Source organism: Williamsia limnetica (assembly GCF_003217475.1).
GTDB classification, from domain to species: domain Bacteria; phylum Actinomycetota; class Actinomycetes; order Mycobacteriales; family Mycobacteriaceae; genus Williamsia; species Williamsia limnetica.
This window is the reverse complement of the sequence record NZ_QJSP01000006.1, coordinates 263,137-279,709: the sequence shown is the minus strand read 5'-3', so window position 1 is coordinate 279,709 and position 16,573 is coordinate 263,137. Positions and strand designations below refer to the sequence as shown.

The window sequence follows — 16,573 nt, the reverse complement described above, 5'->3', positions numbered from 1 at the left end:
ACCCGAACCGCCCTCAGTGATGCGACTTACTCGGCGGCCGCAAGAGCAGATCGATCACGAGCGCCGTCCACCCGGTTTGGTGTCCGGCTCCCAGCCCGGCGCCGTTGTCGCCGTGGAAGTACTCGTTGAACGTCAGATTGTTTTTCCATGCCGGGTCGGTCTGGAAGATTTCGGTGCCACCGTAGACTGGTCGGCGACCGTGGGCGTCGGGTAGCCAGATGGAGATGAGGCGTTCGGCCATGTCGTGGGCGACGTCGAAGAAGGTGTGTTCGGTGTCCGATCCCGCCGGGTAGGGCATCTTGGTTTCTTCACCGAAGAAGCGTCCGTATTGGACCATTGCGCGGATGGCCAGGTAGTTGATCGGGAACCACACCGGTCCGCGCCAGTTGGAGTTGCCGCCGTACATGGCAGTCCGGGATTCGGCGGGTTCGTAGTCGATGACGGCCCCTGCCTCGTTGGGTAGTTCGTAGGGGGTCTCGTACTTCTTCGACAGCGAGCGCAAACCGTAGGGTGAGAGCAGGGCGTCTTCGTCGAAGACGGTCTGGAGCAGTCTGCGCAGTTGGTTGGCGCCCAGCACCGACAAGAGCACCCGGGTGTGACCGGTCGCATCGGTGCGGAACCGCCACGAACGTTGTTCGCGTTTCGCGGCATTGGTGAAGCGACGCTGAAAGCGCTTGCGTAGCTTGTTCGCGCGAGCGGTGTCGTCGAGCGGTACCGTCGCCGCGGCCAGGGCCGGGATGACCCCGACGAGCGATTGCACCTTGATGGCCGAGGAGTTGCCTGCGGAGTCGGTGAATCGGTCGTAGTAGAAGCCGTCTTCGGCGTCGTACAGCCCAGATTTCTCGAGAGCCTCCCCGATCAGCGCGAACTGTTCGAGGAATTTGATGACCATGTCCTCGTAGACCGGGTCGAAGTCGACGAGGTGCTGGGCGATGCTGAGCATCGCGCTGGAGTAGAACGCCATCCAGCCGGTGCCGTCGGATTGCTCCAGGGTGCAGCCGGCCGGTAGGTGCGACCGGTCTACGGGACTGATGTTGTCGAGTCCGAGGAAGCCGCCACCGAAGATGTTGTTGCCCTGCGGATCTTCGCGGTTGAGCCACCAGGTGAAGTTGAGGAGCAGTTTCTGGAACACCCGCTCGAGGAACTGGACATCGGTGCCGCCGTCGATGATGAACACCCGTAGCGCTGCGAGTGCGTGGACAGGCGGGTTGACGTCGTCGAAGCTCCATTCGTAGGCGGGCAATGCACCGTTCGGGTGCTGGAACCACTCGCGCAGCAACACGACCAGCTGGTACTTGGCGAACGCAGGGTCGAGGTGGGCCCATGGGATCGTATGGAATGCCAGGTCCCAGGCCGCGAACCACGGGTACTCCCAGGGGTCGGGCATGGCGAGGATGTCGCGGGCGTCGAGGTGGCGCCAGCCGGCGTTGCGGCCGTTCTCGCGCCCCGGCGGGGGCGGCGGCTCCGCGGGATCACCGTCGAGCCAGCGGCCCACATCGTAGGAGTACATCTGCTTACTCCAGATGAGACCGGCGCTCGCCTGGGTGACGATCCGCATTCGCTCGGTGTCGATGTCATCCGGTGCGAGCGCCGCATAGAACTCGTCGGCGTCGTGCTGCCGGGCCGTCTGGGTCTGCTCGAAAGCGCCGCCGGCCCAGTCGGTGTCGTGGACCGCCGACTCGGCATCGGACAGCCGCAGACGCAGCTGTACCGACTGACCGGCAGGTACCGTCAAGCGGTAATGCCAGGCCGCTTTCGTACCCCGTAGATCCGGGTTCACCGTCGCGGCGCCATCGATCAGGTGGTCGTTGATCCCGTCTTTGGGGTATGCGGTGACAGGGTCACCGCCGTAGATCTTCGGGATGTTGGTCTCGTTGTCGCAGAACAGTACTCTCGGTGTGGTTCCGTCACTCGCCGGCGCAGCCTGCAGCCGGTATCCGCCGAGCCGGTGATGGTCGAGCACCATCTCGTCGCCGGTGAAGGACAAACCGGGAACCGCCGAACCGGCCTCGGCCCGCCAGGAATTGCGGAACCACCCCGTCGGCAGCACATCGATGGTTGCCTCAGCCGGACCGTTGTTGGTGACATCGACCTGCATCAGCAAATCGGTCGGACTCGCCTTGGCGTAGGTGACGTCGACGATCCAGAATCGGTTGTCATCGAAGACCCCGGTGTCGAGCAATTCGTACTCGAAGTCCTCCCGGCCGCGCCTGCCGTTCTCCGCGATCAGATCCGCGTATGGGAATTCGACCTGCGGGTAGTGGTAGCGCCATTGCAGCAGAGCGTGGCTGGGCAGCCCCTGCAGATACCACCAGTACTCTTTGACGTCCTCGCCGTGATTGCCCTGCGGTCCGGTGAGACCGAACATCCGTTCCTTGAGAATGGGGTCGACGCCGTTCCACAGTGACAGCGCCAGGCAGAAGTCGTGGGCGATGTCGGAGATGCCCGCCATCCCGTCCTCGTTCCAGCGGTAGGCCCTCGATCGGGCATGATCATGCGGGAAGTACGACCAGGCGTCCCCATCGGCGCTGTAGTCCTCACGCACTGTGCCCCATGCGCGTTCGGACAGGTATGGACCCCATTCGTACCAGGGGTTCGCGTCATGCAATCCGTCTTCGAGACGGCCGGTGGCCTCGGCGAGTCTTCCGTGCTCGACGGTGCCGGTCGGCGGCTTGCGATGCTCGTTCACGAACGCTCCTCAGATGGTGGCGTATCAATCGGGTCGACACGCAGCAGATGCCACAGCCAGGGGCCGAGCTCGACGAACATTCCGTTCCGCAGGTCATCGCCCTTCCGGGTGAACCGCAGGCCCCTGGTGTCGTCGATCAGTTCGAACTCTTTGCCGCGCATATCATCCCAGGGAACGCTTACTGCCGCGCTCGCGGTTTCGGCACTCAGATTCACCACGACCAGCCACCTTGTCGATCCGGTCCATGTCCAAGCGATCAGGTCTTGCGACGTCGGGTTGTCCGGCCATCCCCGGGTGTCGCACAGCTGCCACCGGCCGGTGCGGAAGGTCTCCTCACGCACCACAGCGAGCAGCTTCTGATAGAAATCGACAAGCTCGGTGTCGTCGGACTGATGGGGATACCTGCCGAGTTGCACTGGCAGGCGCGTGGTCAGCCCACGCAGCTGCCCGTCGTGGATGAGGCGGGCGCCCAGCGTCGTGAATGCCGTCACGGCCGCAACCCGCTGCCGTCCATCGCCGAACTCCGCTGCTGCCCGCGGCTCATCGTGATTTTCGAGGAAACGGATCAGCCCACTCTGATACCGCCTGTCGTCGGCCAGCAAGCCACGCACCGGGTCAGCGCCCTGTTGTTCCACCAGCTTGTCGTAGAGGCCTTTGTCGTAGCAGTAGTCGAAACCTTGATCCTGAAGGCCGGCTTCGAGGTCCCAGTACGCCTCGGCGATGAACACGAAGTCGGGATGTTCACGTCGGACAGCACGAATCACGATGGGCCAGTACTCGTTTCGCGGCCTGGGGCCGGCACGGTCACCCCAGGTACGGGCGAACACATCGTTCATCATGAGCATCGCCATGTCGCAGCGGACACCGTCGCACTGCGAGGCGATCTGCAGCAGCGTGTCGATCGCCGCGGTCCGGAGCAACGGTGAGAACGCGTTGAGCTGCACCACATCGGTCCACGCGGCGAAATAGGGATCCTTGCCGTTGGCGAGCACCTGTCCATCGACCTCGAGGTAAGAAGCAGGGTCCTGCTGTAAGTCCTCGGTGGTGCCGTGGATGAAGACCTCGGGATGCTGCGCAACCCAGGGGTGGTCGGCGGCCACATGGTTGGGCACGAAGTCCAGGATCAGCGACAGCCCACGCCGCGCCAGTTCGGCCCGCGCCAGGGCGAGCCCCGCAGGACCTCCGAGATGGTCGTCGACGACGTAGTCGCGCACCGCGTACGGGGAGCCGGACACGTCGCCGGAGGTGTAGCCCGGTAGTGCTTCGGCGAAGGTGTCGACGAGGCCGTTGTCTGACAGCGCGATCGCGACGCCGGCGGGGCTACGTTGCCAGACCCCCATCAGCCACACCGCGTCGCAACCCGTTGCCGCTATCGCGTCCCACTCGCCTGCCGGAACGTCACCGAGTGCCACGTCGCGGCCACATCGCTCGCCGACGTCGTGGAGCCATGGCCAGGTGTTGATCTCGTAGACGAAGGGGTTTGCGATCACCCCGCAAATCTATCCCGACGCCAAATGCCCTGCGCGTGAACCGCGCAGGGCATGTGGAAGAACTGTTGTCGAGCTGAGTGTCTAGCCGACGCCCAGCAGGTCGATCACGAAGACCAGGGTCTTGCCGGACAACCGGTGTCCGGCGCCTTCAGGGCCGTACGCCAGCAGCGGCGGCACCACGAGTTGGCGGCGACCGCCGACCTTCATGCCCGGGATGCCTTCTTGCCAGCCGGGGATGAGCCGGTCGAGCGGGAAGTTGGCCGACTGGCCGCGATTCCAGGAGGAGTCGAACTCCTCACCGGTCTCGAACTCGACGCCGACGTAGTGGACGTCGACGATGCCGCCTGCGACGGCTTCGGCGCCCTCACCGACGGTGATGTCGGTGGCGACCAACTCGGTCGGGGCAGGGCCTTGCGGGAACTCGATCTCAGGTTTAGTCATGGTTCAGCGTTGATCCATATTCGGGTAGTCGCGTTCGGTGTAGCCGGTGTAGATCTGCCGCGGACGGCCGATCTTTCCGGTCGGGTCGGCGTTCATCTCGCTCCAGTGAGCGATCCATCCTGGCAACCGCCCCAGAGCGAACAACACAGTGAACATCCGGGTCGGGAAGCCCATCGCACGGTAAATCAACCCGGTGTAGAAGTCCACATTCGGGTACAGCTTGCGTGAGATGAAGTAGTCGTCGGACAGGGCCACTTCCTCGAGCCCTTTGGCGATGTCCAGCAGGTCGTCGTTGACGCCGAGTATCTGCAGGATCTGGTCGGCCGTCTCTTTGACGATGGCCGCACGCGGGTCGTAGTTCTTGTAGACGCGGTGCCCGAAGCCCATGAGCTTGACGCCGGCCTCTTTGTTCTTGACCCGGTTCATGAAGTCCTTGGTGTCGCCACCGGACTCCTTGATCTCGTCGAGCATCTCCAGCACGGCCTGGTTGGCACCGCCGTGCAGCGGGCCCCAGAGTGCGTTGATGCCACCGGAGATCGAGGTGAAGAGGTTCGCCTGCGACGAACCGACCAGTCGCACCGTCGACGTCGAGCAGTTCTGCTCGTGGTCGGCATGAAGGATGAACAGCATGTCGAGCGCCTTGACGATGTCCGGATTGACCACGTACGGCTCGGCGGGAAGGCCGAAGGTCATCCGCAGGAAATTCTCCACCAGACCCTGAGAGTTGTCCGGGTAGAGGAACGGCTGTCCGACCGACTTCTTGTAGGCGTACGCCGCGATGGTCGGCAACTTGGCCAGCAATCGGATCGTCGAAAGTTCGACCTGTTCGGGATCTTTCGGGTCCAGCGAATCCTGGTAGTAGGCGCTCAGCGCGTTGACGGCGCTCGAGAGCACCGGCATGGGGTGCGCGTTGCGCGGGAACCCGTCGAAGAAACGCTTCAAATCTTCGTGCAGCAACGTGTGACGCTGGATCTTGTTGGTGAACCCCTCGAGCTCGGACGGGGTCGGGAGCTCGCCGTTGATCAGCAGGTAGCTGACCTCCAAGAAGCTGGAGCCCTTCGCGAGCTGCTCGATCGGGTAACCGCGGTACCGCAGGATTCCGGCATCACCATCGATATAGGTGATGGCCGACTTCGTGGACGCGGTGTTCACGAAGCCACCATCGAATGTGGTCAGTCCGGTCTCGGCAAGGAACTTGCCCAAACCGACGCCGTCGCTGCCCTCTGTTGCCTTGACGATAGGCAGCTTGATCTCGCCACCGGGGTACACGAACGAGGCACTGGCCTCGGTTGCGTTTCCGTTGGCAGACACTGTTTCGGCGGACACTTGGTCCTCCCCTTTTCGACGGGCTGCACCGGTCTCGTGAACCGGTGCAGGTGTTTGACCTCCGGGGTCGTCGAACTGGTCGCGCGACCCGCTTAACAACCTAGTCGGTTTAAAGCTCGCCCGCCCATGGAGGGTCCGCTCCGGGCCGCGAGACGGTCACCGCCGCGGCTTTGGCAGCAAAAGTCAAACCCTCCGACCAGTCACTTTGCGACATCTGCCGCACTTTCGCCGGCTCGAGCAGCCGGTGCGTATCGAGCCAATGCAGCAGCGCACCGCAAATCGTGTCCCCCGCGCCGATGGTGTCGACGACGGTCACCGCCGGCGCCGGGACCTCGACCGAGAACCGCTCGGTGAGGACACTGAGACCGCTCCCTCCGCGGGTCATCAGCACGGCGCCGACCCCGGCCTCGATCCACTGCTCGGGCCCGCCCGCGCCGCCGCCGAGGGCAAGCCACTCCGCGTCGTCGTCGGAGACCTTCACGATGTCCAGGGAGGGCAACCAGGAAGTGAACCTGGTCCGGTACGCATCGGGGTCGTCGATGACCCCTGCGCGGATGTTCGGGTCGAGCAGGGTCAACCGACCTTCGGCGTGACTGCGGTGCAGCAGCGCCTCGTACACGCTCGCCCCGGGTTCGATCACCATCGACAATGTACCGAATGCCAGTGCCCCGACCGTGCGGGGCAACTCTCCGGGGTCGACCACGAGTCGGTCGGCGGTGTTCTCGAGGTAGAAGCTGTACTGCGCCGACCCGTCCGCGGCGATGCTCGTCAAGGCAAGGGTGGTGGACTCAGAACCGCGCTGCAGCAGTGACAGATTCACTCCTGCCGCCCGCAACGCACGCGTGAGTGCTTCCCCGTACGGGTCGTCCGACAGTCGCGAGATCAGCGACACAGCGGAGCCGAGCCTGCCCAGGGTGATGGCCACGTTGAACGGCCCGCCGCCGAGCGCAGGGACCAAGGGACTGAGCGGGTCGTCGCCGGCGGGCACCAGGTCGACCAGGCCCTCACCGCACACCACGATTTCTTTCACCGGGCACGCCTTCCACTGGAGTCGCTCCCAGTCGTCACCAGAGGGTCTACAGCCGCGCGGTACCGCAGTCCCCAGCGTCCCGTCCAGATCTGTCCAGGTTCGAGTTCGATCAGATCGGTGCCGCTCGCGAGTGCGTTGGGCGGCGCCGTCATCGGCTCGATCGCCACCGCACGACCGCGGCCGGGATAGGGCTGATCGTGCGCGGGATCGGCGGTGAAGGCCTGCACCCAGGGAAAGTTGAGGTCGGTCCACAGCTCGGTCGCATCGCCGTCCGGACCGATCAGCCGGTGGGTGATGAACCCTGCCTCGTCCGCCATGTCGGTGAACGGGGTGTCGAGCCAATGACCCGAAACCGGTTGCGGCGTCGAGAAGTCGAAGTCGGTGCCTGCCACATCGACCGGCGGACCGGCAGGCAGCTGACGTTCGGGGTCCAGGGGCTGATACTGGCGAGCCGCCAGTTGCAGCGTGCAGTCGTCGGCGGGGACGTCTCCGCGGCGCACAAAGGTGTGTTGCCCCAAGGCGTACGGCGCCTTCTGTTTACCCGAGTTGGTGGTGGTGTGGGTGACCGTCAGGCCGCCGGCGTCCAGCGAGTAGGTGACGGTCAACTGCAGATCGAACGGCCAGCCCGGATGCTGCCCGACCGCGACGCCCAGCGTGACGGAGGACCCGGTGGTGTCGAGCACATTCCAGTCGACCATCCGGACGAAACCGTGGTTGGCATTGTTGCGCGCGGCTTCGGTGATCGGCAGTTCGTAGGACCGACCGTCGTAGGTGTATCGGCCGTCGCCGGTGCGGTTGGGCCAGGGCGCCAGCACCAGACCGCACGACAGCGGCGGCTTGACGCCCGGCTCGATCTCCCAGGTCTCGGTGAGCAACTGATCACCCCACCGGACCGCTCTCAGACCGGCACCCGTACTTGCGATCTGCGCGCTGTATCCATTCGCTTCGATGCTGTGACCGGCCACGGGTGAAGCTTAGCGGTCGTGGTCTCGATGCCACCTCGCGTGACGCGCGGCGCCGCGGCGAAGTTCGTCCCCGAGGGGAGCGCCCGAGGGCACATTCCCCTCGGACACACGCACGGGGACCGAAAATCACCGGTCCGGCGATGCTCTGACGTTCGGTCCAACCGCCCCCGAGCGGTCGACCCCGCCTGTGTCTCTCCGATCGTCGGGCCACCGGCACCTTGAGTCCGACGACCGTTGACAAGCGGGTTGAGACGGATCTAGAGTTTCGTCTCAGACAGCCTGTCGATGGAAGGTGCTGCCATGACCGACGTCCACGAGCCCGACCAGATCGCCCAGCCGCAGCCGACCGAACCCGCACCACTGGGTCCCGACTCGGTGACGTGGAAGTTCTTCGGCGGATGGCACGGCATGCTGATCGGCCTGTGGTCAGGGTCGATGCAGAACATGCACCCCAAGCTGGGTGCCGCGGTCTGGGAGCATTCGGACTTTTTCCGCGAACGCTGGCAGCGCCTCAACCGCTCGCTGTATCCGATCATCGGGGTGGTCTTCGACGGCACCACCGATACCGGCCGCGAGGTCCGCGACTACCACCGCGAGATCAAGGGCGCCATGCCCGACGGCAGCCGCTATCACGCACTCGATCCCGACGTCTTCTACTGGGCGCACGCCACCTTCTGGTACGGCAACATCCGATGCGCCGAAGTATTCGGACCGCCGATCACCGAAGCCGAGAAGCGTGCGCTGTTCGCCGAGTCCAGGACCTGGTACTCCATGTACGGGGTGAGCACCAGACCGTGTCCCGACACCTACGAGGAATTCCTCGAGTATTGGGATCATATGTGCCGCAACGTCCTCGAAGACCACCCCGCGGTGCGCACCGTGCTCGACATCTCCGAGCTACCGCCACCGCCGTGGCTTGCGGGACTGCCCGGGCCCGTCTGGAAGGTGATGATCAAGCCCACCGAGAAGTTCTTCACCTGGCTGACCGTGGGGCTGTATCACCCCGCCGTGCGCGAGATGATGGGCTTCGAATGGTCCGAGAAAGACGAGCGTAGATTCCGCCGATTCGGCGCTGCGGTCAACACGTTCATGCACACACTGCCCGAGCGCTACCGGAAACATCCGCGCTGCCGCGACGCCTGGGATCGGCTCGCCGGCACGGTGCCGACCGAGGCTCCCTTGCTTGAAACGCCGACCCGGAACCTCCCGCCCGAAGACGTGCGCGGTGAGTCCGTGCACTACTGCCCCGTCACCACAGCCCGCCGGGCGAACCTCCCCTGGCAAAGCAACGCGACCGGGGAATGCCCCGTCCCGCACTGATCGGCCACTCAAAGTGTTAGCGACGACACAGGCTTTTTCCGGCGTGGCACGCTAACATCCTGGCCTGCGATTTCGACACACCTTCGGCACGAGAACAACGCAGCGTGGTAACAACCACGGCCTGCGGATACGGATCGACCTGGCGATATCGGCCTCATGCCCTAAACTCACGCGGAGCATTTCGGCAGTCGAGTAACTGTGGCCCCGACGAGGGCCGGCCAAGACGAGAAGTCGCATGCGGAGGACCTATGACGATCACGACCGAGAAAGCACCGCTGACCCTGCAGAAGGTGTCGCTCACCACCGAGGTGGCCCGCATCGGGGCCACCGCCTGGCAGGCCGTGTGCGGTGGAGCCCGCTTCGCCGCTCGCGTGCCCGGGTCAGGCGACCTGGCGTCCAAGGGCGCCGGGGAGACACGCAACACCTTCGCAGCGCTCGGCCCGACCTACGTCAAGCTCGGCCAGCTCATCGCGTCGAGTCCGGGGGTGTTCCCCAAGGTCCTCTCCGACGAGTTCCGCTCGCTCCTCGATCGGGTTCCGGCCGCCGACCCCGCCGAGGTCCGGGCACTGCTGACCGCACAACTCGGCAGCGATCCCGACGAGATCTTTGCCGAGTTCGATCCCGAGCCCATCGCGTCGGCGTCGATCTCGCAGGTGCACACCGCCACCCTGCTGACCGGCGAGTCCGTCGTCGTCAAGATCCAGCGACCCGGGATCAAATCCAGGCTCGCGGCCGATCTGCAGATCCTGCAGCGCACGGCCACGGTCGCGGAGTTCTCGTCGTACGGGCGGATGCTCAGCGCCAAGGCAGTGATCGAGGACTTCACCGCAAATCTGAACTCCGAGCTCGACTTCCGCACCGAGGCCGCAGCCATGGAGGAGTGGACCAGCGCAATCTCCGGCTCGCGATTCGCTGACAAGGTCCGTGTCCCCCAGGTCTATTGGGACTACACCACCGAGAAGGTACTCACGCTCGAGTACGTTGATGCCATCCGCATCGACGACGTCAAAGCGATCCGCCGCGCCGGTCACGATCCCGCCGCGATCGTCAAGACCTTGCTGATGTCGTTGCTCGAGTCCGCGTTCACCGACGGCATCTTCCACGGTGATCTGCACGCCGGGAATGTGCTGGTCGACGACCAGGGCCGGATCGTGTTCCTGGACTGGGGCATCGTCGGTCGCTTCGACGACGAGACCCGCATGATCGTGCGCTCGCTGCTCGGCAACATGATGCGCAGTGACTACGAGGCCGCCGGTCAAGCACTGGCCGCCCTGGGCACCTTCAACAAGCCCGGGTCCGTCCGCGAGACGGCGAAAGATCTGCGCCGGGTGGCCGCTCCGATCGGTGGCACCGAACTCGGCGACATGTCGTACGCGAACCTCGGCCGACAGCTGGCGAACATGGCCAAGACCTATGACGCCCGACTCCCCCGCGAACTGGTACTCGTCGGCAAGCAGTTGCTGTACGTCGAGCGGTACATGAAATTGCTGGCCCCACGGTGGAAGGCGATGTCGGATCCGATGGTCGTCGGCTACACCGCCGGCCTACTCAAAGACTCGAGCCGGGCCCGCGCCGCAGCCCGGTAACCCCGGAATTGGTGGGTTCCGACGAGGATTTCCGCAGGTCGCGACCGCCAGAACCCACCAAAATCGGTCAGCGGGTGATGCGGTAACGCACGAATGCCGGGATCGCCAGAGCCGCGACGACGGTGAAGACCACGACGAGAACGCCGCCGCCCGCGGTCGCCACCGCCGTACCGACCGACGCTGCCGCCGCGCCGTGAGCGACATCGGCGATCCGCGGACCGCCCGCCACCACGACGATGAACACACCCTGTAGTCGGCCACGCACCTCGTCGCTGGCAGCGGCCTGCAACATCGACTGACGGAACGCCGCCGAGGCCATGTCCGCGGCACCACCGATCATCAACAGGGTGACCGCGACCGGCAGCATCGGAATCGCTGTGCCTCCGGCGAATCCGACGCTGACGCCGACCCCGATGATCGCCACACCCCAGATCAGGATGCAGATGATGACCGCGCGGCCCTGCCGTTCGACGCGAGACACCCACCCGGAGAAGACCCCGCCGACCACCGACCCGATGGCTATCGCGGAGAACAACAGAGCAAAAGCGACACCGCCGCCGTCGGGGCCGCCGAAACTCTCGTGCGCCATCTGCGGGAACAACGCGCGCGGCATACCGAAGATCATCGCGATGAGGTCCACCAGGAACGACGCCATCAACACCTTGTGCCCGGCCAGGTACCGGAACCCGTCGATCACGGATTTGAGCCCGGGTGTCTTCGCCTTCGTGAGGCCGTCCCCCGGTCGCAGCGACGGCAGCCGTATGACTGCCCACATCGTCGCGAACAGGAACAGTGCATCGACGAAGTAGAGCAGTGAGTACCCGAGGATGGGGATCATCGCACCGCCGACCAACGGTCCGGCGATGGCTCCGGCCTGCATCACCGTCATGTTGAGTGAGTTCGCCGCCGGTAACTGCGCAACAGGCAACAACTTGGGCAGGATCGCGGTCCTCGTCGGTTGATTGACCGCGAAGAACGCCTGCTGAACCGCGAACAGACACAGGATCAGCCAGGCATTGCCGAAGCCGAGGAACGACTGGACGAAAAACAGTGCGCTGGTGCCGATCAGGCCGATGGTCGTGATGATGAGCAGGATGCGGCGATCCATCGCGTCGGCCAGGGCACCGCCCCAGAGCCCGAACACCACCAGCGGTACCAGCCCGAACAGACCCGTCAATCCGACGTACGCGGAACTACCGGTGAGTTGATAGATCTGCGCGGGGACAGCGACGACCGTGAGCTGGGCGCCGATGACGGTGATGATGTTCGCCCACCACAGGCGCCGGAAATCAGGCTGCTGGAGCGGAGTGGTGTCGGCGAGGAAGCGGCGTGCCACCTACGGTTGCAGTCTCACTGCGGACCACCGACCGTCGGCAAGGGTGGCCCGAACACGGTTGTGCAAGCGGTTGGCCCGGCCCTGCCAGAACTCCACCTCGGTCGGCACGAGTCGATATCCGCCCCAGCGCGGCGGCACCGGGACCGGCTTCTCGCCCTCAGGGCCACCGAACTCGGCCGCGCTTCGGGCAGCCTTCTCCTCGAGTGCCTGGCGCGAATCGATCGGCGCCGACTGCTCGGACGAGTACGCACTCAGCTGCGATCCACGCGGGCGCTTGACCCAGTAATTCTCGGTCTGCTCAGCCGGGATCATTTCGACGGCACCGCGGAAATGCACCTGCCGTTCCATCGCAATCCACGGAAACGTCACCGACGCATAAGGGACCGCGGCGAGGTGATTGCCTTTGTCGGAGTCATAACCGGTGAAGAACACGATGCCGCCGGAATCCGCACCCTTGCACAGCACCGTTCGGGTCGACGGATGACCATGGGCATCGACGGTGCCGAGCACCATCGCGTTGGGCTCGGCAACGCCTGCATCGATCGCCTCGGTGAGCCACTGCGAAAACAGCGCAGTCCAGGGCGGATCGCCGGCGAGCCAGCTCGGATCGAGGTTGCCTTTCACGCCGTCCTTGCCCGCGGCGTCGTCCCCGCCCGAACTGGAATACGCCACCCGCATGTTCGCCAAATCAATTGGTTCGCTACCCACGGCAAATAACGCTACTCCCGGGTAACCGGGATCTCTTCGGCCCACTACAGTCCTAACCAGTACGGCAATGGCGCACATGGCATGAGGAGTCCGGTTCGATGGCAGTCAACGTGGAAATACCCGAAGGTTTCGTGGAGGGCCTCGAGGGTGTCACCGCCTTCACGACCCAGATCGCCGAACCGGACAAGAACGGCGGCAACCTCCGTTACCGGGGCGTCGACATCGAAGACCTCGTCGAGAATCAGGTCACGTTCTCCGATGTGTGGGCGCTGCTCGTCGACGGCAAGTTCGGCGACGGGCTGCCACCGGCCGAGCCGTTCCCGCTGCCCATCCACACCGGTGACGTGCGCGTCGACGTGCAGGCCGGACTGGCGATGCTCGCCCCGATCTGGGGCTATCAGCCGCTCCTGGACATCGACGACACCACCGCCCGCAACAACCTCGCGCGCGCCTCGGTGATGGCCCTGTCCTACGTCGCCCAGTCGGCGCGGGGCATCCACCGCCCCGCGGTTCCGCAAGCGGTCATCGACGAATGCGACACGGTCACAGCTCGTTTCATGACCCGCTGGAAGGGCGAGCCCGACCCGGCGCACATCCGCGCCATCGATGCCTACTGGGTCAGTGCCGCCGAACACGGCATGAATGCGTCCACCTTCACCGCCCGCGTCATCGCCTCCACCGGCGCCGACGTCGCCGCGTCGCTGTCGGGAGCGATCGGCGCGATGTCGGGACCGCTGCACGGCGGCGCCCCGGCCCGGGTGCTCCCGATGATCGAAGAAGTCGAGAAGACGGGCGACGCCCGAGCGCTGGTCAAGGGCATCCTCGACCGCAAGGAAAAGCTCATGGGCTTCGGGCACCGCGTCTACCGCGCCGAGGATCCCCGCGCCCGGGTTCTGCGCCGCACCGCCCAGGAACTGAACGCACCGCGCTACGAGGTCGCCGCCGCTCTCGAGCAGGCCGCGCTGACCGAACTGCGCGAGCGTCGCCCGGACCGCGCGATCGAGACCAACGTCGAGTTCTGGGCCGCGGTCATCCTCGACTTCGCCGAGGTGCCGCCACACATGATGCCCGCGATGTTCACCTGTGGCCGGACCGCCGGTTGGTGCGCGCACATCATGGAGCAGAAGCGACTGGGCAAACTGGTCCGTCCCGCGGCGCTGTACGTGGGCGCAGCTCCCCGTCGCCCCGAAGACGTCGAGGGCTGGGACGCCATCGCCCCGAAGTAGCCCCTCCCCGATGATGGGTCGTTGTGGCGGCGCTCACCTGGCGTTTTGTTCGCCGTAAGGACCCATCATCGGGAGAGTCCGGGGGTGGTCAGGGCGCTCACGCGCGGTCTCTAGACTGAACCCATGAGTGAATCGATAACCATTCCGGCCGACCTTCTGCCCTCCGACGGCCGGTTTGGTTGTGGCCCCTCGAAAGTCCGCCCCGAGCAACTGCAGTCGTTGGTGGACACCGGCGCCTCGGTCTTCGGCACCAGCCACCGGCAGGCACCCGTCAAGAATGTCGTCGGAGCCATCCGCAGCGGTCTGGCCGACCTGTTCTCCCTCCCCGACGGCTACGAGGTGGTTCTCTCCAACGGGGGCACCACCGCGTTCTGGGACGCCGCCGCATTCGGTCTCATCTCGAAGCGTTCGCTCAATCTCACCTACGGCGAGTTCTCGAACAAGTTCGCCACCGTCGCCAAGAACGCCCCCTTCCTCGACGATCCCGTGGTGATCTCCACCGAGCCCGGCACCGCACCGTCGGTGTCGACCATCGGCGCAGAACAGTTCGATGGTGTCGACCTCGTGGGCTGGGCCCACAACGAGACGTCGACTGGCGTGGCCGTCCCCGTGAGCAGGCCTGATCTGGCAGGTGACGCGCTCATCGCCATCGACGCGACCTCAGGAGCGGGTGGCCTGCCGGTCAACGTCGCCGACGCCGACGTCTACTACTTCGCACCGCAGAAGAGCTTCGCCTCCGACGGTGGCCTGTGGATCGCCCTCATGAGCCCGGCCGCGCTCGAGCGCATCGACACCATCGGCAAGTCCGATCGTTGGTGCCCCGAGTTCCTCTCGCTGCCCACTGCGGTCGACAACAGCAGCAAGAACCAGACGTACAACACCCCGGCCGTCGCATCTCTGCTGCTGCTCGCCAACCAGCTCGAATGGATGAACGGCCAGGGCGGACTCGACTGGTGCACCTCGCGCACCGCCGACAGCAGCTCGCGGCTGTACACCTGGGCCGAGAAGAGTGAGTACGCGACACCGTTCGTCGCCGACCCCGCGTACCGGAGCCAGGTGGTCGGAACCATCGACTTCAACGACGACGTGGATGCCGCAGCGGTCGCGAAGGTGTTGCGCGCCAACGGAGTAGTCGATACCGAGCCCTACCGCAAACTCGGCCGGAACCAGCTGCGGATCGGCATGTTCCCGGCCATAGAACCCGATGACATCAGCAAGCTCACCGCGAGCATCGACTACGTGGTGGGGGCGCTCTAGTCGCCGATCGGGCCGGAGAACACCCCTGCTGAGCTGGCATTTTTCCGCGTGTCACGGCAGGCGAATTCACAACACTGCATTACGCTGACGCTAATGCAGACCGACGCAAGTGTAGAGGCTGGCTCCGAGACGTGAAGGAGGAGCAGATGCGTGAGCTTCGAGTCATCGGCCTGGAGCCGGACGGCAAAAAGGTGATCTGTCAGGACACCGAGTCGGGCGAGAAGTTCCGTATCCCTGCTGACGACACATTGCGCGCCGCTGCCCGCGGCGACCTGACACGCATGGGTCAGATAGAGATCGAAATGGAAAGCACGTTGCGGCCGCGCGAGATCCAGTCACGTATCCGGGCGGGAGCCTCGGTTGCCCAGGTCGCCGCGGCAGCCGGTGTCGGTATCGACCGGGTCGAGCGTTTCGCCCACCCCGTGTTGCTCGAACGTGCCCGTGCCGCCGAACTCGCCGCTGCGGCCCACCCCCTGCGCTACGACGGTCCAGCACTGTCGACGCTGTCCGAGGTCGTCTCCGCGGCACTCGGGGCACGTGGACACAATCCCGACGACACCGACTGGGATGCGTGGAAGGCCGAGGACAACCGCTGGGTGGTCCAGGTCAGCTGGCGCGTCGGCCGGTCGGTGAACCGGGCGCACTGGCGTTATGTACCCGGGTCCAACTCCGGCACCGTCGAGGCGATCGACGAAGTCGCCGACGAGCTCATCGACCCGGATATCAGCAGGCCGTTGCGCAGTGTACAGCCGGTCGCACCGGTGGCGATCGAGGACGACGACTCCGAGCATCCTGAGTTGGCGTTCGACTACACCCCTCCGCAGGCCTCCCAGGTGGCTCCGATCTCCCCTGTCTCACGCTCGGCCCGACTGACTCTGAAGTCAGACGGCACCGAGGCCGTGACCGTCGATGCCGATTCGGTGACCGATGCCCAGGCCAGGCGTACCGCGCCGCGGCCTGCTCCTCGCCCGGCACCACCCGAGCCCGAGGTGGCGGCGGAGGTGGAATCCGCTGAGGAGTCGGTGCCGGTGGACGATACCGACGACGAGTCTGTCCACGACGAGAAGTCACCGCCCTCCCGCAAACGCGGTCGTGGCAACCGGAAACCGTCCGTCCCGGCGTGGGAGGACGTACTTCTCGGGGTCCGCAGCAGTGGGAACACCTGACACAGGCTAAGTTGATCGGTACGCAAAACCGGT

13 protein-coding genes are annotated in these 16,573 nt (G+C 65.2%); 5 read left to right on the top strand and 8 right to left on the bottom strand.

The window, feature by feature from the left end:
- Positions 1-13 precede the first annotated feature (13 nt).
- The 6 genes from DFR67_RS12300 to DFR67_RS12275 all read right to left on the bottom strand — a co-directional run bounded on the left by DFR67_RS12300 (position 14) and on the right by DFR67_RS12275 (position 7,941).
- Positions 14-2,689, bottom strand: a complete 2,676-nt coding sequence (locus DFR67_RS12300) for an MGH1-like glycoside hydrolase domain-containing protein (RefSeq protein ID WP_110469801.1) — start codon at positions 2,687-2,689, stop codon at positions 14-16.
- Positions 2,686-4,179 (bottom strand): alpha-amylase family protein, encoded by a 1,494-nt coding sequence (locus DFR67_RS12295; protein WP_110469800.1) that lies wholly within the window; start codon positions 4,177-4,179, stop codon positions 2,686-2,688. Before DFR67_RS12295 ends, DFR67_RS12300 begins: the two co-directional genes overlap by 4 nt.
- Before the next feature lie 81 nt (positions 4,180-4,260).
- Entirely contained in the window at positions 4,261-4,620 is a 360-nt protein-coding gene (locus tag DFR67_RS12290; protein WP_110469799.1) for an FKBP-type peptidyl-prolyl cis-trans isomerase, read from the bottom strand.
- A gap of 3 nt (positions 4,621-4,623) precedes the next feature.
- Positions 4,624-5,946, bottom strand: coding sequence for a citrate synthase (locus DFR67_RS12285; protein WP_110469798.1), 1,323 nt, complete (start codon positions 5,944-5,946; stop codon positions 4,624-4,626).
- 109 nt (positions 5,947-6,055) lie between these two features.
- Entirely contained in the window at positions 6,056-6,976 is a 921-nt protein-coding gene (locus tag DFR67_RS12280; RefSeq protein WP_110469797.1) for a carbohydrate kinase family protein, read from the bottom strand.
- A complete protein-coding gene (locus DFR67_RS12275; protein WP_110469796.1) occupies positions 6,973-7,941 on the bottom strand; it encodes an aldose 1-epimerase family protein in 969 nt (322 codons plus the stop codon). The genes DFR67_RS12280 and DFR67_RS12275 overlap by 4 nt, the downstream gene beginning before the upstream one ends.
- A 300-nt stretch (positions 7,942-8,241) precedes the next feature.
- Between DFR67_RS12275 and DFR67_RS12270 the strand changes: the two genes are divergently transcribed.
- Positions 8,242-9,261 (top strand): oxygenase MpaB family protein, encoded by a 1,020-nt coding sequence (locus DFR67_RS12270; RefSeq protein WP_110469887.1) that lies wholly within the window; start codon positions 8,242-8,244, stop codon positions 9,259-9,261.
- A gap of 248 nt (positions 9,262-9,509) precedes the next feature.
- Positions 9,510-10,847, top strand: coding sequence for an ABC1 kinase family protein (locus DFR67_RS12265; RefSeq protein WP_110469795.1), 1,338 nt, complete (start codon positions 9,510-9,512; stop codon positions 10,845-10,847).
- 67 nt (positions 10,848-10,914) lie between these two features.
- Here DFR67_RS12265 and DFR67_RS12260 read toward each other — a convergent pair whose 3' ends face one another.
- Together DFR67_RS12260 and pdxH are read right to left on the bottom strand one after the other, a co-directional pair.
- Positions 10,915-12,183 carry an MFS transporter gene (locus DFR67_RS12260; RefSeq protein ID WP_110469794.1) on the bottom strand — a complete coding sequence of 423 codons (1,269 nt, stop codon included), beginning with the start codon at positions 12,181-12,183 and terminating at the stop codon, positions 10,915-10,917.
- The gene (gene pdxH / locus DFR67_RS12255; protein ID WP_110469793.1) at positions 12,184-12,861 is read right to left on the bottom strand and encodes a pyridoxamine 5'-phosphate oxidase; all 678 of its coding nucleotides are present in this window, start codon (positions 12,859-12,861) and stop codon (positions 12,184-12,186) included. It lies immediately after the preceding gene.
- 128 nt (positions 12,862-12,989) lie between these two features.
- On the opposite strand from pdxH, the gene DFR67_RS12250 reads away from it, so the two are divergent.
- From DFR67_RS12250 to sepH, 3 genes are all read left to right on the top strand, one after another.
- Positions 12,990-14,117: a citrate synthase 2 gene (locus tag DFR67_RS12250; RefSeq protein WP_110469792.1), complete on the top strand. Its 1,128-nt coding sequence runs from the start codon at positions 12,990-12,992 to the stop codon at positions 14,115-14,117.
- A 123-nt stretch (positions 14,118-14,240) separates the two neighbouring features.
- Positions 14,241-15,374, top strand: coding sequence for a phosphoserine transaminase (serC, locus tag DFR67_RS12245; RefSeq protein ID WP_110469791.1), 1,134 nt, complete (start codon positions 14,241-14,243; stop codon positions 15,372-15,374).
- Positions 15,375-15,520: 146 nt separating this feature from the next.
- Positions 15,521-16,540: a septation protein SepH gene (gene sepH, locus DFR67_RS12240; protein WP_110469886.1), complete on the top strand. Its 1,020-nt coding sequence runs from the start codon at positions 15,521-15,523 to the stop codon at positions 16,538-16,540.
- Positions 16,541-16,573 lie beyond the last annotated feature (33 nt).